The 23859-nt window shown below is 40.7% G+C and carries 21 protein-coding genes; 16 read left to right on the top strand and 5 right to left on the bottom strand.

The window, feature by feature from the left end; all coding sequences use genetic code 11:
- The 13 genes from BLS35_RS03315 (at window position 1) to BLS35_RS03375 (ending at window position 13637) form a co-directional block, all read left to right on the top strand.
- Window positions 1–933: a glycosyltransferase family 2 protein gene (locus BLS35_RS03315; RefSeq protein WP_165973291.1), complete on the top strand. Its 933-nt coding sequence runs from the start codon at window positions 1–3 to the stop codon at window positions 931–933.
- Complete coding sequence (locus BLS35_RS03320) at window positions 930–1889, top strand: glycosyltransferase family 2 protein (RefSeq protein ID WP_090777776.1); 960 nt, start codon at window positions 930–932, stop codon at window positions 1887–1889. Before BLS35_RS03315 ends, BLS35_RS03320 begins: the two co-directional genes overlap by 4 nt.
- Complete coding sequence (locus BLS35_RS03325; protein ID WP_090777778.1) at window positions 1867–2904, top strand: glycosyltransferase family 4 protein; 1038 nt, start codon at window positions 1867–1869, stop codon at window positions 2902–2904. Before BLS35_RS03320 ends, BLS35_RS03325 begins: the two co-directional genes overlap by 23 nt.
- On the top strand, window positions 2858–4087 hold the full coding sequence (locus BLS35_RS03330; RefSeq protein ID WP_090777780.1) for a glycosyltransferase: 1230 nt from the start codon (window positions 2858–2860) through the stop codon (window positions 4085–4087). The genes BLS35_RS03325 and BLS35_RS03330 overlap by 47 nt, the downstream gene beginning before the upstream one ends.
- Window positions 4077–5360 (top strand): glycosyltransferase, encoded by a 1284-nt coding sequence (locus BLS35_RS03335; RefSeq protein WP_254778632.1) that lies wholly within the window; start codon window positions 4077–4079, stop codon window positions 5358–5360. Before BLS35_RS03330 ends, BLS35_RS03335 begins: the two co-directional genes overlap by 11 nt.
- Window positions 5357–6475, top strand: a complete 1119-nt coding sequence (locus tag BLS35_RS03340; RefSeq protein ID WP_090777784.1) for a glycosyltransferase family 4 protein — start codon at window positions 5357–5359, stop codon at window positions 6473–6475. Before BLS35_RS03335 ends, BLS35_RS03340 begins: the two co-directional genes overlap by 4 nt.
- The gene (locus BLS35_RS03345) at window positions 6468–7889 is read left to right on the top strand and encodes an exosortase Y-associated Wzy-like protein (protein WP_090777786.1); all 1422 of its coding nucleotides are present in this window, start codon (window positions 6468–6470) and stop codon (window positions 7887–7889) included. Before BLS35_RS03340 ends, BLS35_RS03345 begins: the two co-directional genes overlap by 8 nt.
- Entirely contained in the window at window positions 7870–9021 is a 1152-nt protein-coding gene (locus BLS35_RS03350) for an XrtY-associated glycosyltransferase XYAG1 (protein WP_090777788.1), read from the top strand. The genes BLS35_RS03345 and BLS35_RS03350 overlap by 20 nt, the downstream gene beginning before the upstream one ends.
- The gene (locus tag BLS35_RS03355; protein WP_090777790.1) at window positions 9014–9877 is read left to right on the top strand and encodes a glycosyltransferase family 2 protein; all 864 of its coding nucleotides are present in this window, start codon (window positions 9014–9016) and stop codon (window positions 9875–9877) included. The genes BLS35_RS03350 and BLS35_RS03355 overlap by 8 nt, the downstream gene beginning before the upstream one ends.
- On the top strand, window positions 9864–10412 hold the full coding sequence (locus tag BLS35_RS03360; RefSeq protein ID WP_090777792.1) for a WcaF family extracellular polysaccharide biosynthesis acetyltransferase: 549 nt from the start codon (window positions 9864–9866) through the stop codon (window positions 10410–10412). The genes BLS35_RS03355 and BLS35_RS03360 overlap by 14 nt, the downstream gene beginning before the upstream one ends.
- Window positions 10409–11524 (top strand): MraY family glycosyltransferase, encoded by a 1116-nt coding sequence (locus BLS35_RS03365; protein WP_090777794.1) that lies wholly within the window; start codon window positions 10409–10411, stop codon window positions 11522–11524. Before BLS35_RS03360 ends, BLS35_RS03365 begins: the two co-directional genes overlap by 4 nt.
- A gap of 91 nt (window positions 11525–11615) precedes the next feature.
- Window positions 11616–12839 (top strand): ATP-binding protein, encoded by a 1224-nt coding sequence (locus BLS35_RS03370; RefSeq protein ID WP_090777795.1) that lies wholly within the window; start codon window positions 11616–11618, stop codon window positions 12837–12839.
- 90 nt (window positions 12840–12929) lie between these two features.
- Window positions 12930–13637 (top strand): FkbM family methyltransferase, encoded by a 708-nt coding sequence (locus tag BLS35_RS03375; protein WP_090777797.1) that lies wholly within the window; start codon window positions 12930–12932, stop codon window positions 13635–13637.
- On the opposite strand, the gene BLS35_RS03380 is transcribed toward BLS35_RS03375, so the two are convergent.
- From BLS35_RS03380 to BLS35_RS03390, 3 genes are read right to left on the bottom strand one after another with little or no spacing between them, the layout of a single operon-like run.
- Entirely contained in the window at window positions 13624–13944 is a 321-nt protein-coding gene (locus tag BLS35_RS03380; protein WP_090777799.1) for a hypothetical protein, read from the bottom strand. The two genes, BLS35_RS03375 and BLS35_RS03380, sit on opposite strands and share 14 nt — an antisense overlap.
- Window positions 13944–14144, bottom strand: a complete 201-nt coding sequence (locus BLS35_RS28345) for a helix-turn-helix domain-containing protein (protein WP_090777801.1) — start codon at window positions 14142–14144, stop codon at window positions 13944–13946. The genes BLS35_RS03380 and BLS35_RS28345 overlap by 1 nt, the downstream gene beginning before the upstream one ends.
- A 45-nt stretch (window positions 14145–14189) precedes the next feature.
- On the bottom strand, window positions 14190–14420 hold the full coding sequence (locus BLS35_RS03390) for a helix-turn-helix domain-containing protein (protein WP_090777803.1): 231 nt from the start codon (window positions 14418–14420) through the stop codon (window positions 14190–14192).
- Between the two features lie 752 nt (window positions 14421–15172).
- Here BLS35_RS03390 and BLS35_RS03395 point away from each other — a divergent pair.
- The 3 genes from BLS35_RS03395 to BLS35_RS03405 all read left to right on the top strand — a co-directional run bounded on the left by BLS35_RS03395 (window position 15173) and on the right by BLS35_RS03405 (window position 21400).
- On the top strand, window positions 15173–18397 hold the full coding sequence (locus BLS35_RS03395) for a SusC/RagA family TonB-linked outer membrane protein (RefSeq protein ID WP_090777805.1): 3225 nt from the start codon (window positions 15173–15175) through the stop codon (window positions 18395–18397).
- 21 nt (window positions 18398–18418) lie between these two features.
- Window positions 18419–19807, top strand: coding sequence for a RagB/SusD family nutrient uptake outer membrane protein (locus BLS35_RS03400; RefSeq protein WP_090777807.1), 1389 nt, complete (start codon window positions 18419–18421; stop codon window positions 19805–19807).
- Between the two features lie 66 nt (window positions 19808–19873).
- Window positions 19874–21400 carry a TlpA family protein disulfide reductase gene (locus tag BLS35_RS03405; protein ID WP_090777809.1) on the top strand — a complete coding sequence of 509 codons (1527 nt, stop codon included), beginning with the start codon at window positions 19874–19876 and terminating at the stop codon, window positions 21398–21400.
- 44 nt (window positions 21401–21444) lie between these two features.
- On the opposite strand, the gene BLS35_RS03410 is transcribed toward BLS35_RS03405, so the two are convergent.
- Complete coding sequence (locus tag BLS35_RS03410) at window positions 21445–21849, bottom strand: hypothetical protein (RefSeq protein WP_090777811.1); 405 nt, start codon at window positions 21847–21849, stop codon at window positions 21445–21447.
- Between the two features lie 743 nt (window positions 21850–22592).
- The gene (gene metK / locus BLS35_RS03415; RefSeq protein ID WP_090777813.1) at window positions 22593–23843 is read right to left on the bottom strand and encodes a methionine adenosyltransferase; all 1251 of its coding nucleotides are present in this window, start codon (window positions 23841–23843) and stop codon (window positions 22593–22595) included.
- Window positions 23844–23859: the final 16 nt, after the last annotated feature.

Raw genomic sequence — 23859 nt, forward strand, 5'->3', positions numbered from 1 at the left:
ATGAATACGCTCGCACTTTGCATTCCTGCCTACAATGCCGAAAGCTACCTTCCACGATTGTTAAAATCGGCCAATACCCAGCAAATACCTTTCGATGAAATCCTCGTATATGACGATTGCAGCACAGATAAAACTGCCGAAATAGCCGCACAATACGGGGCAAAAGTAATATCCGGCAGCATCAATAAAGGATGTTCTTTTGGCAAAAACACTTTGGCGAAGCACAGCGCTTGCACCTGGATACATTTTCACGATGCTGATGATGATTTACTACCCAATTTTAGCACAAAAGTTCAGCAATGGATAATTTACCATGGCGATCGCTACGAGGTGTTATTACTTAACTTTAAATATATCGACGCTGCATCCGGACAATTACTAGGCTCTGCTAATTATAATGTTAAAGCATTGCAGAAAGACCCCCTCAAATATGCCATAAAAACCAAAATCGTAAATTTCGGGGTATACAAACGCAAAGACTTTCTCGAGGCAGGAGGCTTCGATCTTGATCCAAATGTACTTTACAATGAAGACAATGCCCTGCATCAACAATTAGCCAAACAAGGTTTAAAGTTCGATTACCTGCCAGAGGTCACCTGCATCAATTACAGAAATCACAATAGCATGTCGCGCGCTAACAAATTAAAATGTGCCCGAGCCAATTACCATGTTCTCGAGAAAACAGCGATAAGTCATGGCAGCATTTATCCTCGTTTGTTGTCAGACCAGCTATATGGCTGTGTTGCCACTTTGGCTTCAGTAAAAGACTGGACTTACGTTAAAAAAGCGCTAACACTTTGTAAAACGTTAGGTCAGCCACATTGCAGCAATGGAAATAAAACCTTTAATTTTTTAACAAGGATACATCCTTATCTAGCGGTTTGGTTAAGAGAAAAAACGATACGCCTGCTAAAACCACATTTACGCAAATGACTAAGCCCTTAGTATCGATATGTATGCCCGTTTATAATGCCGCTAGTTATATTAAAGACAGCATACAATCCTTACTGGCTCAAACTTATACCAACTGGGAATTAATTGTCGTAAATGATGGCTCCACAGATGGTACAGATAGAATTCTTCGAGCCTTTATAGACGAAAGAATAAAAGTATTCCATCAAAAAAACAAAGGTCAGAGTGCTGCCGCCAATCAAGCTTTTAACTTATCGGAAGGCCAATACATAAAGTTCTTTGATGCTGATGACCTATTGTCTCCGAATTTTTTAATATCCCAGGTTAATCGCCTAACAAGCAATCCAGACAGTGTAGTTTCAGCCCAATGGGGACGTTTCTATGACGACAACATGGATACTTTTAAATTGAATCCTGAGCCCGTTTGGCGGGATATGTCTCCAGATGAATGGCTGATAACAGCCTGGACGGATGCACAACCAATGATGCAATGCGCTTTATGGCTAATCCCACGAAACACATTGCTTTTGTCGGGATTGTGGGATGAGAAACTATCCTTGATTAATGATTTTGAATTTTTCACCAGGGTATTGTTAAACAGTAAAAAGGTACTATTTGAGCCCGAAGCTACACTTTATTATAGATCTGGCTTAAAAGGCAGCGTATCTGGAGCTAAGACGAGAGCATCCTACGAATCCGCCTTTTGTGCGATAAAGAATGCCTGTAGCATGCTCTTAAGCTACCGAAACGATACCAAAGCACAGTTGGCCTGTTCAAACATTTGGCAAAACTTCATCTATGAGATTTACCCAAAACATGCAGATTTAATTGCCAGTGCAAAAACAAACATAGCACAATTGATCAAACCAAGCCTTAGTTATCCCTGTGGAGGATACACCAAAATAGCTAAGCAATTAATTGGCTGGAAAGCCATTAAAAGATTAAAAAATAAGATTGAAAATAGCCATAACCGCTGACCCATTGATCCCCGTTCCACCAGTTTTCTATGGCGGTATCGAACGAATTATACACCTACTGGTTACAGCACTTAGCGATCAAGGCCATGAAGTCACCCTATTTGCGCATCCCGATTCAAAAGTAGATTGCAAATTAATTGGCTACCCCAGTACCACTGGCAATAGCAGAATTGACCAGCTACAAAACACCTGGACCATTAACAAAACGACACTCAGCAATAAGTTCGACCTGGTCCACAGCTTCGGAAAACTAAGTCACCTATTACCGATGTTACCACTAAGCATACCTAAGCTCATGAGCTACCAACGCGAACCAACCCAGGCTCAAATCAAAAAAGCAGTCCGGCTTTCACAAAATCTATGGTTTACGGGCTGCAGCAACTACATAGCTGATCAAATTAAACCCTATGCCCCTACTTATGCCGTGTACAATGCTGTAGAGATGAACAAATATATTCCGCAGTATGAACTACCAGCAAGTGCGCCCTTAGCATTTTTAGGCCGTATTGAGCCCATCAAAGGCACACATCTAGCCATTCAAGCCGCGCTAAAAAGTGGCAAAGCATTGGTCATTGCAGGCAATATCTCTCCGGGCCATCAGGGTTATTTTGATCAACAGATTAACCCATTATTAAACGCGACCATCACTTATATTGGGCCTGTAAATGATCATCAAAAAAACGAACTCCTAAGAAATTCAGCAGCACTATTAATGCCTATCGAATGGGATGAACCTTTCGGAATCGTGATGGCAGAAGCCTTAGCTTGTGGAACACCCGTAATTGGCTTTAAAAGAGGGGCCGTTCCGGAGATTGTAAAACATGGAATAAATGGATTCAGCTGCTCCACAGTAGATGAAATGGCGGACTTTATCCATCGCCTACCCGAAATAGACAGAAAAGAAGTGAGAATGGATGCTGAGCTACGTTTTTCATCCGAAGTTATGCTTAGCCAATACCTAAAAATTTATGCAGATCTTATTCATTACAAGCGGTCAACCCTCCTTAAATCCTAGACTGGTAAAAGAAGCCGATGCCTTGAGTTCCGCAGGGCACAACGTAACGGTACTCTATGCCTACTGGAACGAATGGGGAACTAAATTTGATTACGCTTTATTAAAATCTAGAAAATGGACGGCAGTACGCATTAGCGGGGCACCTAAACAAAATAAGCTTAGCTATTTCCTTAGCCGACTGATTCATAAATTAGCAACCATAGGTGCTAAAAAACTAAGTATTCCCATTTTTGCGGAAGCAGCTATTGCGAGAAGCAGCTTTATGCTTTCAATAGCCGCAAAAAAATACCAGGCCGATCTTTATATTGCCCACAACCTCGGTGCATTGCCAGCCGCAGTAAAGGCTGCCCGACATCACCATAAGCCTTGCGGATTTGATGCAGAAGATTTCCACAGAAATGAAGTCAGCAATGATCCCAACAACTTTGATGTAAAATTAAAAACCCATATAGAACAGAAGTACCTGCCAAAAACAAACTATTTAACCGCAAGTAGTCCTCAAATCACCGCAGCTTATCAAGCCATGTTTCCCTCCAAGGACATTGTAACCTTACTCAATGTTTTCAATCCAGTTTCCGATGTCAAAATCGTTAAAACAGATCCCATTTCGCCGATAAAACTCTTTTGGTTCTCTCAAACAATTGGCCCTCAACGAGGCATTGAAACATTAATTGAAGCACTAAATAGTTTAGCTGCCGAAAGTTTTGAACTGCATTTATTAGGAAACTTCCAACATAGTGGCAGCAAAGCATATTTTGAAAAACTAACCATCCCCAACTTATTTAAGCTATACTTTCACCCGCCTATTTCAGCTGATGAACTGATCACTTTTTCTACTCAATTTGATATAGGACTAGCTCTTGAGCCTTCTTTTTCCATAAACAACGACCTGGCACTAAGCAATAAGATCTTCACGTACCTACAAGCAGGATTGGCCGTAATTGCCAGCAATACCACTGCACAATGTGACCTTTTAACAAAGCATCCTGAGTTTGGCAGCCTATATGAATCCAACAATGCCCAATCGCTTTCTAAAGCACTCTTACATTATTCCGAAAACAGAGGCCGACTTGATAATGCCCGAAAAGCGTCCTTGACGCTAGCACACAGCAAATTGAACTGGGAGATCGAGCAGGTCAAATTCTTAAAAATTGTACAGCAAACCTTAAATATTGAATTCTAAAGTCCTCATTATTTCGCCCTACTTTGCGCCTTCCAACGCTGCCGATACGCATCGCATACGAATGAGCCTGCCCTATTTTGCACAACATGGTTGGGATGCGGAAGTTGTTATCGTAAACCAGAAGCATTCTGAGCTGATGAAAGATGAGCTGTTAAAACAAAGCATCCCCGCAGACATCAAAATTCATGAAGTATCTGCTTTTAATAAGAAATGGACCACTAAATTCGGCTTAGGAAGTCTGGCTTTACGATCAATGTGGTTCTATAAACAAAAGGTGGATCAATTGCTTAAAGCACAGCAATACGATTTGATCTATTTTTCAACCACCCAATTCCCGCTCTGCATTTTAGGCGCCTATTGGAAAAAACGCTTTGGAATCCCCTATGTGATCGACATGCAGGATCCCTGGCATTCTAACTATTATCGGGATAAACCTAAAAATCAGCGCCCTCCTAAGTACTGGTTTTCCTATCGCTTAAATAAATACCTGGAGCCTCTGGCCATGAAACATGTAGATGGACTGATTAGTGTGTCTGCTGCTTACCTATCCGTTTTACAAACCCGTTATGCCCGCATTGCACGCATCCCTTCTTCAGTAATCACCTTTGGGGTGCTCGAAACCGATTTTACAATTGCAAAATCCAACACGCAGCTATTTAAAGAACTGCTGAACCCCGGAAAAGTTAATGTTGTATATGTAGGACGTGGCGGAGCAGACATGCAAACAGCCCTAAGTCTATTATTTGAAGCTTTACAAAAAGGATTACAGGAAGAACCTGGCTTGTTTAAGCAATTGCATTTTTACTTTATTGGAACCAGCTATGCACCCTCTGGTCAAGGCTTACCAACCATATTGCCCATTGCTAAGAAATACCAGGTCCAGGACCATGTGACAGAAATTACCGACAGAATCAGTTTTTACCATACCTTACTTAGCCTTCAACAAGCAGATGCCTTATTTATTCCAGGTTCAGACGACCCACAATATACCGCCTCGAAAATATATCCCTATCTGCTCAGCAAAAAACCATTGCTGGCCATATTTAATCAAAACTCCAGCGCCATTGATGTAATCAATGGATGCACAACCAATGCCACATTAATTAATTTTTCTGATCAAGACATCGGCAACAGACTGTCGGCCGTTTTAACCGACTGGGCAAATAGGTCATTGGCACCACTTCAACTTACACCACACATTAAAAAATATAGCGCGGCCCATATTGCTTTACGACAAACCGAATTGTTTAACAAAGCGATCCATCAACGGTGAAAAAACTAGCCATCATTACTACACACCCCATACAATATTATGCACCGGTGTTTAAATTACTCGGAGGAAGCGAACAATTAGAGATTAGCGTTTATTACACCCGAGGCAATTCAGCAATGCAACAACCTGACCCAGGCTTTCAGCAATTGATCAGCTGGGATATTCCTTTACTTGAAGGCTACTCCTATCAATGGGTAAAGCATCGGGATTTAATCGCACAGGTAGCTAACTGGCAACCAGATGCCCTATTGGTATATGGCTGGCCCTTTAAGGGACACTTGAAATGCCTACGCTTTTTCAAAAACAAGATCCCTATATATTTTAGGGGCGACTCTACTTTATTAAATGAACCCAAAGGCTTAAAAAAACTATTGAGAAAGCTATACCTGAGCTGGGTCTACAAGCATGTGGATCATGCATTCTATGTGGGCAGCCACAACAAAGCTTATTTTAAAAAATACGGACTAAAGGATCATCAGCTCAGTTTTGCTCCACACGCCATAGACAATACACGTTTCGAAGATGAGCAGGAGTCAAGCGTAAAAGGATTAAGATCATCCTTAAATATCGGCAAGGATGAGATTCTAATCCTATATGCAGGAAAATTCGATCCGGTAAAAAATGTCGATTTGTTACTCTCAGCCTTCATCAACATGAACAACCCAACAGCCCATTTACTCCTTGTGGGAAATGGTGTTGAAGAGGAAAATCTTAAACAGCAGGCGCAAAAAAGCACATTATCAGCAAACATTCATTTCATAGGCTTTCAAAACCAATCCCATATGCCGGTATTTTACCAGGCCGCCGACTTATTTTGCCTGCCCTCCAGTAGCGAGACCTGGGGACTAGCAGTAAACGAAGCAATGGCTTGCTCAAAAGCAATACTGGTATCTGACAAGGTAGGCTGTGCTGTTGATCTGGTAAAAGACGGATACAACGGCTGGACTTTCAAAGCTCAATCTTTAACCAGCCTAACCCAGCATTTAGAAAAATCAGTTCATCAGGGCAAAAATGAGCTAGCCCAAATGGGTGCAAATTCAAAACAAATCATCAATCATTGGACCTTTCAAAAACAAGTCAATGCGATTGAAAGCGCAGTTATAAAGCATGGATAACCAAATCTCCATAGAAAGGTATCTCATTCTATTTATTCCCTGGATATTGGCCTTGCTATGCATAGAGCATCCTATACTATCCTATTTATTGGCTTGGTCCGGCTCCTTTTTCATTTTCTATGTAACCTTAACCGGGCGGATAAAACCTTTACCCAACGACCTATCCATAGCTGAACAACTAATGCGCCCCATCTTTCTGGTACAGTTCATCTTTGCCGGGTATATGTGCTGCACTTCTATTTTCTACTTCCTCGACGTATTGGGCTATATTGATTTTAATGAGCTGAGCAATGCCTATTTAATAGACCCAGAAAAGTTAAAACTTACCGCGCAATGTCAGCGATACTATTGCCTTGCACATGCTTCTTTTGTTAGCGGGATACTTGTCTTCATGAATCCTTCTCTGGAACCGAAGTATACCTACGACCGACCTCAGCTCAGTAAGCTGATTTTCAAGATGACTCTAATTACCCTCGCGATATCTTATTCGCTTACATTTTTTACTGGCTTAGCCCAGTTTTCTCACCAGCTCAACACATTGAGCTTTATTGCAGCTACCCTGGCCCTCGCTTTTGCCATACCTGAAAGAAAAATATGGAGCACCACTTTTTGCCTTTTCATTTATGGATTTAATGCCTATCAGGCATTGATCTCCGGATTTAAAGAACCCATAATTTTAAGTGTACTCATACTGGGTGTTTTTCTATATCCCAATTATAAGAAATTAGTATCCCTCACTTTCATACCCTTATTGTTACTGCTTTTCATCTTCCTACCTACCTACAATCGTATATTTCGGGAGCAGGCCTGGTCGGATAATGTTGCTGCAGAGCAAGCTGGCATACTTGCATTGGAAGGCACGCTCGACCAGGACGAAACGGATAGCAATTGGTCCTTTTTCACCTACCGCTTAAGCGAAATCGACATGTTTAGCAAATATGTTCAGTCCACACCTATATATATTGATTACTATGGCTTCGATCTGCTTCAGCAATCATTGCTATCGGTTATACCGCGCGCAGTTTGGCCGTCCAAACCAATTACCGAACAGCTGGTTATGGAGCGTGTTTACAAAGCAGGCGTCATAAATCGGGGTTCAAAAGCTTCCGCCAAACCCGCATTCATCGTCGATGCCTACCTCTCTGGCGGCAGCCTTGGAATTTTCATCTGCCTATTTTTCTACGGTGCAATAGCTCAACTGATCGCCAATAAAGCAGAAAGCCTATTTGGTGGTTATACTTTGGGGACAGCACTATTGTTCACCGGGCTATTCCAAATATTCTGGCGTGGACAAAGCTTCGAATTTCTAATCAACTCCGTGTTCTGGAGCTACATCAGCATGCTGTTGATTTTTAACATACTACGCTTTACAAATATCTTAAAACTAACCTATAATGAACATTTTACAAATTAATGCATCTTATAAACCTGCTTACATTTATGGTGGTCCAACCATGTCTGTTTCAAAATTGAGTGAGCAGCTGGTCAAATATGGCTGCAATGTGGAAGTATTCAGCACAACAGCCAATGGTGCTGCCGAATTACATGTTGTTAAAGGGCGACCACAAAATATAGATGGCGTTTCTGTGCGATACTTTAAACGAATCACCAAAGACCACAGTCATCTCTCTCCACAGCTGCTCATCACCCTATGGAAAGAAGTACGCAAATTTGATGTGGTACATATCCATGCCTGGTGGAATCTTGTATCTATTTTTTCCTGCTGCATTGCCCTATTCAGGAAGGTCCCGGTTGTTTTATCCCCCCGTGGCACCTTGAGTAGCTATTCTTTTGCGAACAGGCATATTGCTATAAAAAGACTATTCCATGCTATCGCAGGGCGATTTTTGCTTAACCGTTGCCATTTCCACACCACTTCGGAAAGGGAACAGGAAAGCATGGAACAGTTGGTTAAACCCAAAAGCATTTCTACCATATATAACGCCGTAGATCTGCCACCATACATCCCTCCAGCTGTCCAGGAAAACGAAATGATTAAGCTGCTCTTTCTTTCCCGGATCGATCAGAAAAAAGGGCTCGAGTTATTGTTTGGCGCCCTGGCGGCCCTCAGCATCCCATACCAGCTCACCATTGCGGGGGCCGGCGAGGCACGCTATATCGCAATGCTGAAGGAACTAAGCCGGCAATACCAAATTCATAAGCATATCCATTGGGTAGGTTTTAAAGGCAATGACAAATTCGAACTGATTGCCCAACACCACCTCCTTGTCCTGCCATCTTATGATGAAAACTTTGGCAATGTGGTGATCGAAAGCCTCTGTGTAGGCACTGCAGTTTTAATCAGCAATGCCGTTGGACTGGCAAAATATGTAGCAAAAAACAATCTTGGCTGGATTTGCGACACCAATATCGACTCGATTAAAGAACGTCTACATGCCATACACCGCAATCCCGGCCTATTAACGATCATCAGAGAATATGCCCCTATCATTATCGTCAATGAATTTAACGAGCACAAACTCATCCAACAATACCTAAAAATGTACCAACAAATCCTCAACCCAACCCTACAATTTCGTGGTTAATCCTCATTTCGCTTTCGTTATTTTAACTTATAATGAGGAACAACACCTGCCCCGATTATTGAGCTCTATTTACAGTCTTAAAGCTACAGTTTATGTCTTAGATTCTGGAAGTACCGATCAAACCATAAGCATCGCCAGGCGCTTTGGCGCCCAGGTAAAACAACATCCTTTCCTAAATCACCCGCACCAATGGCATTATGCGCTCAAAACTTTCGACATCCAAACTCCATGGGTAATTGGTCTTGACGCCGATCAGATTGTATCGGATGAACTAAAGCAACGTTTACTGGATTTTAAAGATGAGGATCACCTCGATATAGATGGAATCTATTTCAATCGAAAAAACTATTTCAAAAATAAATGGATCAGAAATGGCGGACTATATCCCTTTTATCTGTTAAAAATGTTCAGGCTTAGTATCGGCTATTCTGATCTGAATGAGCTAATGGATCATCGCTTTATTGTCCCAGGTAAAACGGTAGTTTGGAAAGACGGACACTTGCTGGAAGAAAACCTAAAAGAAAACAGCATCCGCTTTTGGATAGAAAAACACAATACTTATAGCGACCTATTGGCAAGGGAAGAGGTAGAACGCCGGCAGTTGCTAAGGGCCCAAACGGTAAAGCCTTTACTTTGGGGCAGTCCCGACCAAAAGACAGCATGGCTCAAAAAACTATGGTGGCGAATGCCATTATTCCTTAGACCAGCCATTTATTTTAGCTATCGCTACCTATTCAGGTTGGGCATTCTCGATGGCTACCAGGGCTTCCTTTTCCATTTCTTACAAGGTTTTTGGTTTCGGTTGATGGTGGATGTCAAAATAAAAGAAATCATAGATGCCAATGAAACAGACTGACCTCTCACTTTACAACAACGCTGCGTATCATCCAGGGGGAAGCCTGGTTAAACGAATCCTATGGTTCTATGTCAACGCCTTTCTTTTTAAAACATCCCTTATTCCATCAAGCCGTCTAAAAGTCTATCTGTTACGCTTATTCGGTGCCATAGTAGGCAAAGGCGTGGTGATTAAACCCTGTGTAAATATTAAATATCCATGGCTCCTCCAAATTGGCGATCATTCTTGGATTGGCGAAGAGGTCTGGATCGACAACCTGGTTCAGGTAAGGATAGGGAATCATGTCTGCCTATCTCAGGGCGCTTTGCTCCTTACTGGTAGCCACAACTATAGAGATCCTGCTTTTGGCTTAATTACAGGAAGCATCATTTTAGAAGATGGGGTATGGATTTGCGCAAAAGCGATAGTTACCCAAGGCATCACCGCAGGGAGCCATTCCGTACTCAGTGCGGGATCCATAGCCACCAAAAACCTAGATTCTTGTGTTATTTATCAGGGAAACCCAGCAACCAAAATCAAACTAATTCCATTATGACAGCCTATTTTCAAGATCATTATGCGCAATATTTTATGTTTATACTGGTCACCTCCATTTTTATTACTTTATTGGCTATCCCCTCGATTATCCATGTTGCGCGCGACCGACATTTGTATGATGATCTAGGACATCTGCGAAAAATTCACAACCCTGGCATTCCCCGTTTAGGTGGCGTAGCCATCTTTGTCAGTTTTACCATCACTTTATTGCTTTGGAACGTTAGCACTACAGAATTACCGGTCAATTATCTACTTACTGCTTCCATTATGCTTTTCGCTATAGGGATCAAGGATGATCTGGCAGGAGTAGGTCATCACACTAAGTTTCTTATAGAATTTATAGCAGGATTGATCCTTGTTGTACCCGGCAATATCCGCATCAGCAACTTGCATAACTTATTCGGCATAAACGAGCTGTCCTATATCCCTAGTATCGTTTTATCTGTGCTGATCATTACGTTTGTGATCAATGCCTTTAACCTGATTGATGGTATAGATGGTTTAGCAGCCACCACCGGGATTATCGTAAATAGCGTATTCTCCGTATTGTTCATCAACCTTCATCATTACGAGCTAGCGGCTGTTTCTTTAACCCTTGTCGGTGCAATTATAGGATTTCTGAGGTTTAACCTAACACCAGCTAAGATATTTATGGGCGATACGGGGTCTTTGTTAATCGGCTTGGTTTCTGCGGTAATGGCCTTAAAATTTATCTCCCTAAATGATGCTTCCAAAATTGAGTCGGCTTCGCAGGTGTCTTCGTCGTTAGGAATTGTATTGGCAATACTGATTGGACCAATTTCCGATACCTTAAGAGTATTTATCATTCGCCTGGCAAAAGGTAAATCACCTTTTCGGGGAGATCGAAACCACATTCATCACCGCATGCTCACATTGGGATTTACACATCTGCAAACCACTCTTATTTTGGCCCTATTAAATGGAGCGATTATTTTGCTTGCTTTCACTTTTTCAGCTTATGGGAATCTGGTGATGATAACCACCATTGCCATAGCCTTATTCATATTTAACCAAATGCTCGCGGTCTTTGTAAACGCCAAAAACCGCAAACTCGCAAATACAATTCAAGGGGGAATTGAAAAATTGTAAGTATACTTACAATTTTCAAAGTAAATAGCAAAAAATAAAATTACACTTACAATTTATAGCTAACTTTACAAAAGTTATAAGTATAATTAAAATGAAACAGCAAGCGATCCCTTCTTCTCTAATTGAGCGACCAAGTTACATAGACCAGATCTCTCCTTATATAAAAAAGAACCTAATAAAGGTAATTACCGGACAAAGGCGGGTAGGAAAAAGCTATCTGTTGTTTCAGTTGATGAAACTAATTCAAGATTCCGAAGAAAGGGCTAACCTCATCTATATCAACAAAGAAGACCTTCGATTTGACTTCATCAAAAATGCGAATGATCTCCACGAATATGTACATTCCCAGCTTAAATCTGAGCAGCATAATTATATATTTATAGATGAGATACAAGACATTACTGATTTCGAAAAGGCGCTAAGATCCTTATTATTAGACGAAAATAATGACTTGTACATCACCGGAAGCAATGCTAAAATGCTTTCGGGCGAGCTCGCCACATATCTAAGCGGCAGATACATTGAATTTAATGTTTATAGCCTTTCCTATCCAGAGTTTCTTTCTTTTCACCGTCTAAAGGATACAGATCAAAGCCTTGCTCATTATTTTAAGTTCGGAGGTTTACCCTACCTAATCAATCTTCCACTTAACAACCAGGCATTTGAATACCTTAAAAGTGTGTATTCTACGATTATATTTAGGGATGTAGTTAGCCGCTATAACCTAAGGAATAGTCTTTTTCTGGAAAAACTAGTCTTGTTTTTAGCAGATAGTATCGGCAGTCTCTTTTCAGCAAAAAGAATCAGTGATTTCCTCAAATCTCAGCAAACGAACTTGGCGCCACATCAAATACAGCTTTATAATAGCTACCTCACCAGTGCTTATATTATCCACGAGGCCGGTAGATATGACATTATCGGCAAAAAAATCTTTGAAAGTGGCAGCAAATTCTATTTCGAAAATACAGGGCTAAGAAATGCCATTATCGGATATAAACCCAACGATTTAGGTAAAATACTTGAGAATGTAGTTTACAACCATCTTTTGTATCTGGGATATAAAATAAAGGTCGGAACCATGAACACCCAGGAAATCGACTTCGTTTGTGAGCGCAATGGGGAACTGCTGTATGTTCAAGTGGCCTTAAGACTAGACAACGAAGCTACCATAGAACGCGAATTTGGCAACTTGTTGGCGATACCAGACAATTATCCTAAAATCGTCGTCACCAATGATGAGTTTAATGGAAACACACAACAGGGTATCAAACATATCTACATCCGAGACTTCTTGATGCTCAAAACAATAGTATAAAGCTAAATCGACCTTCTTTAATACTTTTTTATTGTAAGTTAGCACCCATTATTTCGTTAAAAAGAAATAACAGCATTAAACCAATAGCGTATGATAAAGAAACTGCTAAAAAAGCTTAAACAAAATATTAAAATCCTAACCGGATCAATCACCTATATCAAGGCAGAAGTTAAGATTAACCATAAATGGTACGGGAATACTTACGGCGGCTTTTATGTTCATCCTAATGTTTTAAACAGCAAATCTATTGTATACTCATTCGGAATCGGTGAAGACATTTCTTTCGATAGAGAAATTATAAAAATGCACAATTGTCAGGTTTTTGGATTTGATCCAACACCCAAATCCATTGATTGGATTAAAAAAGAAAAATTACCCTCAAATTTCTCTTTTTTAGAATATGGCATTGACTCAAGGACTGATTTTGTAAATTTCAATTTACCCATAAACCAGGATTTTGTATCAGGAAGCACCATCTCTCATAAAAATGTAGACGAAAAGAATATGATCTCTGTCCCTATGAAAAGCTTTGGCGACATCACCAAAGAATTGGGGCATACGCACATAGATGTATTAAAAATGGACATCGAAGGCAGTGAGTACCATGTAATCGAAAGTATTCTTGCATCTGATGTTAAAATAGACCAGATTCTAATAGAGCTTCATGAAAGATTTTTTGAAGATGGGAAATTGAGAAACAAGAGATTGTTAGCATCTTTTGCCGCTCATGGTTATAAAATATTTGCGGTATCAGATTCTCTTGAGGAGGTTTCTTTTATAAAAGTTAAAACAGCCTAGCGATAGCAACCCTATACCTTGCAAAATTACCCTCATGTAATGCCAGAATTTCCGTATCAACTGCCTCGACAAAACTCGCCTGCTCGTCCTCAGGCAATTTGGCCGGCCTTACTCTGATCAATTTGGAGGCCGCTTTCGAATCCATTCCCCCGATAATTATTGTACTAATTAATTCGCGCATCCTGATCTGATAGTTTAACTTGAAAGGATCAGGGGCACCCAAAGATTGGCGAATCACTGCATAACGAGCCGCTGTACGTTCGTAAGCCCACAAAAATACATCCTTTAAAAGGCTGTAAGGTAACACTACAGCACAGGTTCGATTTCCTGTAGACTAATTTCATAGAACCGGCAAATCCTAAAAATGACGATAGAACTTGCCTCTCTTTGCCCGCGCTCGATATTGAGATAGGAACCAATAGATAAACCAGCCGCTTTAGCTATCGTACTCTCGCTTAATCTACGGGAATCCCGTAAGTTCTGTAAGGTTTGCCCCAATGTTACCATAAAGCATGGTATAAAAATGTACGTGGATGAAAAAAATCCTCATAATTAATCAAAATCTAAAATTTCCGAAGCGGAAACCTTCAACGCTATTCCAATTGCTTTTATGATACTTATTGTAACGTTGGTTTCGGCTCTTTCTATTCTACCAATTGTCCTAACTTCAAGATCACACAGCTCCGCCAATTTCTCTTGAGTGATATTTTTCCCTTTGCGGATATTGACAATTCTCTTTCCAACTTTATTTAAATACTCCTGGTCTCTATAGTTTCTTATCACACAACTAAGGTGTGAATACAATAAAAATAATATTAGGACACATATGTCTTATTAAGAAATAATTTATTATATTTGTTTTAGCTAATTTATTATGATATAGACAACTATTACGTTTGAAATAATTTAAGAGTCTTGCGCAAAAACCGCCAGTATGACCGCGAGAGCTTGAGTGATTTGCCCATACCTGAGGTATATTGTATCTTTGTGAAACAAAAAATATATTTACGGTTGGGCTTCACTTTAGTCTTCTGTGGTCAACTTGGATTCTCGAGTAGAATCTAGGGGGTTCCTGGCGGTACCTTGCACAGAAGCAGTGAAGCCCAACCTATTTAGCTTCTGCCTTCTAACAGACTCATTTAATATTCAACTAACTTAAATGAGATATATGAAAACTACCAAATTTCCAGCCTTACAACCGCACACGCTTATACTTTGTCCGCCAGGATAGTTTAATTCTTCAGCTTTACTCAAGCTTCCTCTTGTGAAAAGATCAATTTAACACAGAACTTTAAAATAAGACGACGGAAACATGGGCTCAAAATCCACTGAAATAACAGACAGTTATATTATTGACAAATATGGGATTGCAAATTTTACACTTTTGTTTCGCAGGGCCTTTATCAAAGGGTTTAGAAAAGGTTACAAACAAGGCGAAAAGAACAACCCTAAAAAAAGTAAAAAACAATCCGCTTAATCATCCCACAACTACGATTTAAAGTCTTTAGTAGGCATTAACTAAACACATATCAACCATGTTTAAAACGATAAAAACCATCGTAATGGCCGCGCTTTGCCTCAATTTAACGGCCGAAGCACAAAGCCAAAACACCCCAGCCCTGTCCAAAAAACAGGCTATCCTGGGTAAGGTAATTTCTGCCACAACTGCCCAAGCTTTACCTGGCGCAACCATCAAAATAACCGGCACCAGCCAAAGCCTGGTCAGTAACAATAAAGGAGAGTTTATCCTCAATATGGCTAATGGCAGTTATAACTTATCGGTATCCCTCCTGGGCTACAAAACCAGCAACATCAGCATTCTGATTCCGCTAACAGCACCACTCATCATTGCCTTGCAGCTCGATGATAAAAACCTGCAGGAAGTAGAAATTGTATCTACCGGCTACCAGAACATCGCTAAAGAAAGAGCCACAGGCTCTTTTACGCTTATAGATAACAAAACCTTAAACAGAAGTCTAGGTATCAACATCCTTGATAGACTGGATGGAGTAACAAGCGGACTGACCTTTAATAGAGGAAATACAACAGCACCTAACAGTAGTATTGAGGTTAGAGGGCGGGCAACGCTGTTTTCCGATGCGCAACCTTTAATCATTGTCGACAACTTTCCATACGAGGGAGAATTGAGTAATATCAATCCCAATGATGTAGCAACCATTACGATTTTGAAAGACGCTGCAGCTGCATCTATCTGGGGAGCCAGGAGTGGGAACGGCGTGATTGTAATTACTACAAAAAAAGGTAGCTTAAATGCTTCGCCCAAAATCAGTGTAAACTCCAATGTAAGCCTGACCGGAAAACCAGACTTGTACTACCGGCAACAATTAAGTTCAGCAGAATTTATTGAGGTCGAAGATTTCCTATTTGACAAAGGGCGTTACAATAATACAATCAATACAGGCTATGCAGCCTTGTCACCAGCTGTTGAAATCTTCCTCGCCAAAAGAAATGGCAACATTTCCGAAGCCGATTCTTTAAGGATGATCAATAAATTAAAGACCACTGATTCACGTGATCAAATATCAAAATATGGGTACAAAGACTGGGGCATACATCAGCAATATTCTGGAAGCATCGCCGGCGGCGGCTCTTCACAAAAGTATTTTTTCTCTGGTGGATATGATAAAAACCAGGATAATACCTACAACAACAGCTTCAATCGCATCACGCTGAATGCAAACAATACCTACTATTTCTTTAACAATAAGCTGGAATTCTCATCGGGCATAATTTATACCGGCAGCAAACGTAAAGCAGGGCCATCGGTAGTGAGTACCCCCTACCCTTACAACAGCATAGTTGATGAATCCGGCAATCCCCTACCGGTAGTAACAGACTTCAGATTAGCATATCTGGAAAATGCGGGCAAGGGCAAGCTGCTGGACTGGACATGGAAACCACTGGAAGAACAGCATAACGGCTACAGCAGTACGATCAGTAACCTGACTGATTACAGGATTAACTTAATGCTGAATTATAATTTAATAAAGGGGCTTAATGCAGCTGCTGCTTACAGCTTTGGTAAAGGAATGAACGAAAGTAATACCTTAAACGAGCTTGATTCTTATTATACCCGAAACTTAATTAACAGGTTTTCTCAAATCGATCCAAATACTGGCGCCGTAACTTACCCATTACCAATGGGGGCAATCCTGAACTCCAGCCAGAATAAGCTGACCTCCCACAACGGTCGTATACAGCTGAATTATAATAAAGATTGGAAAAAACATGTCCTCAACTTATTGACAGGCTACGAAATCAGGGACAATACCACAATAAGTAACAGTGGAAGCATGTATGGCTATAATCCGGATTTTGCCACTAACGCCAATAACACCATCAATCATACCATCGATTACCCCTTATTCTATGACTCCAGTTTAACCGGACGCATCAGTGATCCTACTTCGCAATACAGCAGCACCGACCGCTTTCTTTCGTACTATTTCAACGGGTCCTATAATTATGACGGCAGATATATGGCAACCCTAAGTGCCCGCCGTGATGAATCCAACCTGTTTGGCGTATCGACCAACCAAAAAGGAGTGCCGCTCTGGAGTGCGGGACTATCATGGTCGCTGAACAACGAAAAGTTTTATCAGCTGGATTGGCTTCCTTTACTGAAACTAAGAACCACTTTCGGATATACAGGAACGGTTAACAATACGATATCTGCCTATTTAACGGCCGTTCTTCGGGGAGTAGGTCCGTCCTATAAACAGCCATTTTCAGATATCAGAAATCCGCCTAATCCCTCCCTGCAATGGGAAAGGGTAAAAAACATCAATCTTGGAGTCGATTTCGGACTGAAACAGAACCGAATAAGCGGCAGTATTGATTATTGGATAAAGAAAGGTTTAGACCTTATTGGCAATAGTCCTATTGCGGCCCAAACCGGAGTAAGCCTCTTCAGGGGCAATTCGGCCAATACGTTAACCCGGGGCGTAGATATTCAGGTAAAGACGCTGAACTTAACCGGCGCAGTTACCTGGTCAACTAACTTACTATATAACTTTAATCATAGCAAGGTTACCGGATACAAGGTGGCAAACGGCACCAATGCTAATGTGGTGTCAGGAAACTGGAACAACCCTCTTGAAGGGTATCCGTTCTATGCCATTTTTAGTTACAGGTATGCAGGCCTCGATGCTTCTGGAAATCCCAGGGGCTATGTAAACGGAGAAATCAGCAGCAATTATACCGACATCCTAAATTCTGGTAATCGTGATGAGCTGGTTTATAGCGGACCGGCTGCACCTACCAGTTTTGGCAACATACGCAACACATTTGCTTACAAGAATTTTGAGCTGTCGTTCAATATCATTTATAAGCTGGGTTATTATTTCCGGAGAACCTCCTTAAGTAATGTAGACCTGTATGCGGGTTCCGGTTATAAGATCGCAGATTATCATTTGAGGTGGCAGAAACCAGGAGACGAATTGATCACCAATGTTCCTTCCGCTATTTATCCTGTAAATGCGGCCAGAGACAACCTGTACACCTATGCGGACATCCTCGTTGAAAAAGGCGACCACGTCCGTTTACAGGATTTAAGGTTTGCTTATACCATTCCTAAAAAGCAATGGCTTCCTATAGAGAACGTGAATCTTTTCATTTATACCAATAATCTGGGAATCCTCTGGAAAGTCAATAAACATGGAGTTGACCCTGACTACCCGAGTACCAGCGGACTCAGACCAGCCAAAACTATTGCCTTTGGTTTATCCGCTTCTTTTTAATCCATCTTAAATCAAAATAGTATGAGAACCTATAAAAATATCGTGTTTATATTAGTTTTATTGATCTACTCAGGCTGTAAACGATCGGAGTTTCTGGACAAAAAGCCTAACACCAGTATCTTAACGCCAACAACATTGAAGGATTTCCAGGCTCTGCTTGAAAATAATGAGGTTATAAACGCTGGTGGTGTAACCTTAGCCCAATTATCTTCTGATGAATTTACAATCCCTTCATATGCCAACTGGCAAGGGTTATTAACGGTTCCCAGAAATGCTTACATATGGGCCGGTGATATATATAATGGTCAAAAGGGCACAAGTGATTGGGATAACATCTATAAACAGGTGTTCTTTGCAAATAGTGTTTTAGACGGGCTAAACAAATCTGGATTTGAACACACAGACCAGGGCCGGTTTTTAAAGGGCTGGGCTTTATTTGTGAGAGGGTATGGATTTTATGACCTCGTCAGGAATTATTGCAGGGTTTATGATCCTGGCGCTGCAAGTTCCGACCTGGGAATCCCACTGCGGCTAAAATCAGGTATAGATTACATGGAACAACGTTCTACAATGCAGGAAAGCCTCGATCAGATTTTTAGCGACCTCTTTATCGCTGAACAATTGCTACCCGAACAACGGCCATCTGCGAATCTGAACCGCCCGTCTAAAATAGCTGTATATGCCCTGCTTGCCCGAATCTCCCTGGATACGCGCGATTATGAAAAAGCAGAAGTTTACGCAGACAAGAGCCTTGCGCTTTATAGTAATTTAACCGATTACAACAACATCAGTAAAACCTCTAATACGCCTTTTCCGATCACAAATCCAGAATTGATTTATATTTCTACACCTTCTCTGGATTACAGTAATGTTATCGGTGCCGCCGCAAGTACCGTGGCCAGGATCAATGTAAACCTTATCAACTTATACAATTCAAACGATCTTCGGTTACCGATATACTTTGCTAAAGAAGCCGATGGCAGCTACAGAAAAAAACGAGGTTACTCCGGCGCAGTAACAGCTAATTATCCGTTTTATGGATTAGCGACTGATGAGCTCTTTTTGATTAAAGCGGAATGCCTTGCCAGAAGAAACCAGGTAAATGCTTCAATGGATAAACTGAACCAACTCCTTATCAGGCGCTTCGCCCCGGCAAGCTTCCGGCCGGCAACCAGTACTTCGGCTGCTGAAGCCCTGAATATAGTATTACTGGAGCGACAAAAAGAACTGGTATGGCGGGGGCTCCGGTGGTTTGATCTCAAACGCCTGAATAAGGAAGGTGCCAATATCACACTCACACGGCAGGTGAATGAAAAGACCTACACTTTGCCGCCAAACGATAACCGCTGGGTGTTTCCGATATATCCTGATGAGGTTGCACTCAGTGGGATCAAGCAAAATCCGCGCTGAAGAAACGACAGTACCAAAACAAAATTATCATAATGGGCCACAGCCCAATTACTATTTAACCAAAAAATGATGTCTTTACCGTATTTTTTTAAGAAAACGCTTCTCCTTGTTTTGTTCGCTATCGTTTTATTTCCTTTAGCTACTGAGGCCCGCTTAGAGAACAGCAAGCCAGATCAATCTTTTGTATTTGTAAGGATTGTTCTGAATAATAATGATATGGCCAAAGATGCCACGATCACTTTTGAAATGTGCATCAACGATATCAATACCAGTTATTCAAAAGACCTTAATGTTTATCAGTATCCTCTCAACGGACCGATTACAACCTTTAAAGTCCCCTTGAATTCAGCGATCAACTATGGCACAATTAATTTCAGTTCATCAAGTCCCCACCCCAGTCTTCATAAAAGCTTATATCTATTTGAGAAAGGGGACAGTATTGTTATTCACATCAATGCTGATGAGATTACTTTTAGCGGAAAGGGAAATGAAAAATATAGCTGCCTGACTAAGCTGAACCAAAAGGATCATGGTGAGGTTTATAATTTAGGAAATCCTATAACACCTGATATGCAACAGGGCGAGTTGATCCAGTCCTATTTTGATAAAGAACATCTATTTTATCAGCAAAAACTTGAAATATTAACCCGTTACAGACACCAATTAGGTGATGAGATTTACTTTTTGATCGGTGCCGATCTCTGGGGAGCATACAATGACCGGCTGACAACTGTTTTATACAGCAAATCTATACCCTATAGAAAACGTGCCAATAAATGGCATGACATCGTCGAAAAAGCTTATCAGGACCTGCAATCCAAAATGGACACGAATAAATTTAGTAGGAATATTTTGTTAAGGTCTTACAGATACTGTGATTTTCTTTATAAACGGGCAAAATTCGCGACAATACTTACAAGCAGACCAGAAGGACAATATTATAATCTAAATTATCCTTTCAAGGGTGTGTTTGAACGAATTAAAGACAAATACAAAGGGATTATAAATGATAAACTGATTTTGATATCATTTCTGGCAGAAAGAAACCGCCGCTCAGATATCAATCAATATTATATCAACGCAATTGCTGATATTAGTGAAAATAACTTCAAGGCAGCCCTGCAAACATTAGCAGAGCTCAGCTCCAGCAATGCTTTCCCATTTGAGCTTTCAGATGAGAAAGGAACCGTTCATAAATTAAGTGATTTTAGCGGTAAGCTGTTGATTATGGATTTTTGGTTTACGGGTTGTTCTGGCTGTAGTGCATTAGCTGAACAAATGAAACCAATAATTGCGTCATACAAGAAGAATCCTAACATTGTGTTTGTCACCGTAAGCGTTGATCGGGACAAAAAAACCTGGATCAAAAGTATCAGGGAAGGAAAGTATAGCAGTCCGCATGAGCTGAATTTGTTCACCGATGGTTTGGCCACAAACCATCCCATGGTGAGGCATTATAAAATCACTGGTTTCCCATTTTTATTGATTATATCCAAAAAAGGGAAAGTAATTTCTACTGCTCCGCCGCGACCATCTAAAAATATCCCAGACAGTGACAATACTTTTAAAGAGTTTATCAATCAATATTTATAAGTAAAATTAACAATTGGCAATTGCCAATTGTTAATTTTAACAGGTTAATCAGCGTATATGCTTCCGGTTGTCCCAACTGCCACAATGTATGGATTTGGTGATGCGGACAGGAAACTATTGATTTCTGCTGTAGTATAAACGGGTGCCATAGGTGTAAGTGGCCTGATATTAGCCTTACCAGCGGCTGTCACCTGATAACTACAAGCAAATGAACTGGTTTCTGTTTCACAAAAAAACGGATTAGGTTCTTCTGTTGGTGAGCCTGGATTAACCGGTTCCAGTTCTCCGACAGTCCTTTGAACCAGGAAGTCATCAGATATGGAAAATGTTGATCCCGGTTGGAGCGCCTTACTCTCTTGAGCAATTTTGAAAGCACTAAACCCTATGGCTAAAAAAGCCACCATTAAACCTAAACCTATTTTTTTGATATTTAAACTTAAATTTTTCATAATACTAATTTTTAAATTTTGTAATTAATTGTTTGTTTTGCTTTTCCCAGCCACAAGGCAAATACAGCGAATGCAATGAAAAATGCATTCCATTTATATCATTATCCTTATTCATCGTTTTTATTCTTTTGCCCCTAAGATGGGCATCCCATTATTCTATCCCTGCTGGCGCCACCCGGAAACACTGCATATCTTCGATTGTGGACAACAACATGTGAAAACAAGACATAACCTGCCGATCGACCACTCAGGGATACTGCCGCTCTATTCTCGCAGTCAAACAGACAAAGGGACAGAAGATTACCCTGGACAAACATCCGGGTACTAAACGCTGGGTACATTCTTGCTTTCATAGCCGTTAAAAAAGGGTTATGAAGCAAAAGAGCATTAAAAAAACGGATCTGGGAGGGATCATTCTACCTGCCTTTGAGGTACTTTAAACGCATAAAGGGGGACACCGCAAAGAAAAACAGAAGCCATAGCCAGCCTTGAATATTCGCCCGAAAAATAGGCCTGAATATCTTTAAACGCTGCTTTTTAAAAAAATAGAAAATGCTAAGGGGGGCCGAATTAACGGTCCCCCTTTATTTTAAAATAAATCACCAGCTGTACTTGATATCGAAATCTTTGCCCAGCTTTTCGAGTTTAACGGGTAACCAATTGGCTAAGGTTATAAGTATACTTACAACTTTATTGACTTCATCAGGCCATGCTCATCCCTTTAGTATATTATTGAATTATGCTTACAAAGAAAAAGCAGCTTTCACTTTATCTACAAAATCTAGTTTTTCCCATGTAAATAGCTCAACAGTAACTGTTTTTTCTTCACCATTTGGCGTTTTGAAAGTTTTGGTTACACTCTCTGGCTTGCGGCCCATATGCCCGTAAGCAGCAGTTTCGCTATAAATAGGGTTTCTTAATTTTAAGCGTTGCTCGATAAAGTAAGGGCGCATATCAAATATATCCTCTACGATTTTAGCAATCTCACCATCAGTTTTGTTCACTTTGCTTGTTCCGTAAGTGTTGATATAGATACCCATTGGTTTAGCTACACCGATCGCATAACTTACCTGTACCAGGATTTCATCAGCAACACCTGCAGCAGCAAGGTTTTTAGCAATGTGACGGGTTGCATAAGCCGCACTTCTATCTACCTTGCTTGGATCTTTTCCAGAGAAAGCACCGCCACCATGTGCACCTTTACCACCATAAGTATCTACGATAATTTTACGGCCTGTTAAACCAGTATCGCCATGTGGACCACCGATCACAAATTTACCGGTTGGGTTAATATGGTATTCAATTTTATCGTTAAAGAAATGCGCGTACTGAGGGTATTTGGCAATGATTCTTGGAATCAGGATGTCAACCAGGTCTTTTTTGATTTTGGCTAACATTGTAGCTTCCTCAGCAAAATCATCATGCTGCGTAGAAATTACGATTGCAGCAATGCGTACTGGTTTGTTATCGTCTGAATATTCAAGCGTTACCTGAGATTTTGCATCTGGACGTAAATAAGTGATTTCCTTGTTCTCACGTCTTAATATAGCTAATTCCTGTAGCAAAGTATGCGACAAGTCTAAAGCCAAAGGCATATAATTTTCAGTCTCAGTGGTAGCATAACCAAACATCATTCCTTGGTCGCCAGCACCTTGCTCTTCTTTACTACTTCTATCTACACCTTGATTGATGTCTTGTGACTGCTCATGGATAGCCGAAAGGATACCACAAGAGTTGGCCTCAAACATATATTCGCTTTTGGTGTAACCGATTTTACGGATTACATCACGGGCTATTTGTTGTACATCCAGGTAGGTAGTAGATTTTACTTCGCCAGCTAGAATTACCTGACCAGTGGTAACTAATGTTTCGCAAGCTACTTTTGAATCTGGATCAAAAGCCAGGAAGTTATCGATTAGCGCATCAGAAATTTGATCCGCAATTTTATCAGGATGTCCTTCGGAAACAGATTCTGATGTAAATAAATACGACATTTTAAATAATTGTTTT

The organism is Pedobacter sp. ok626, assembly GCF_900100435.1.
In the GTDB taxonomy this organism is placed as follows: Bacteria; Bacteroidota; Bacteroidia; order Sphingobacteriales; family Sphingobacteriaceae; genus Pedobacter.

Coding starts and splice junctions, on each gene's coding strand:
- BLS35_RS03370 (WP_090777795.1), top strand. CDS start 11,616: ATGAAACAGCAAGCGATCCCTTCTTCTCTAATTGAGCGACCAAGTTAC.
- BLS35_RS03395 (WP_090777805.1), top strand. CDS start 15,173: ATGTTTAAAACGATAAAAACCATCGTAATGGCCGCGCTTTGCCTCAAT.
- BLS35_RS03365 (WP_090777794.1), top strand. CDS start 10,409: ATGACAGCCTATTTTCAAGATCATTATGCGCAATATTTTATGTTTATA.
- BLS35_RS03375 (WP_090777797.1), top strand. CDS start 12,930: ATGATAAAGAAACTGCTAAAAAAGCTTAAACAAAATATTAAAATCCTA.
- BLS35_RS03405 (WP_090777809.1), top strand. CDS start 19,874: ATGATGTCTTTACCGTATTTTTTTAAGAAAACGCTTCTCCTTGTTTTG.
- metK (WP_090777813.1), bottom strand. CDS start 23,843: ATGTCGTATTTATTTACATCAGAATCTGTTTCCGAAGGACATCCTGAT.
- BLS35_RS03320 (WP_090777776.1), top strand. CDS start 930: ATGACTAAGCCCTTAGTATCGATATGTATGCCCGTTTATAATGCCGCT.
- BLS35_RS03400 (WP_090777807.1), top strand. CDS start 18,419: ATGAGAACCTATAAAAATATCGTGTTTATATTAGTTTTATTGATCTAC.
- BLS35_RS03315 (WP_165973291.1), top strand. CDS start 1: ATGAATACGCTCGCACTTTGCATTCCTGCCTACAATGCCGAAAGCTAC.
- BLS35_RS03330 (WP_090777780.1), top strand. CDS start 2,858: ATGCAGATCTTATTCATTACAAGCGGTCAACCCTCCTTAAATCCTAGA.
- BLS35_RS03360 (WP_090777792.1), top strand. CDS start 9,864: ATGAAACAGACTGACCTCTCACTTTACAACAACGCTGCGTATCATCCA.
- BLS35_RS28345 (WP_090777801.1), bottom strand. CDS start 14,144: ATGGTAACATTGGGGCAAACCTTACAGAACTTACGGGATTCCCGTAGA.
- BLS35_RS03345 (WP_090777786.1), top strand. CDS start 6,468: ATGGATAACCAAATCTCCATAGAAAGGTATCTCATTCTATTTATTCCC.
- BLS35_RS03410 (WP_090777811.1), bottom strand. CDS start 21,849: ATGAAAAATTTAAGTTTAAATATCAAAAAAATAGGTTTAGGTTTAATG.
- BLS35_RS03350 (WP_090777788.1), top strand. CDS start 7,870: ATGAACATTTTACAAATTAATGCATCTTATAAACCTGCTTACATTTAT.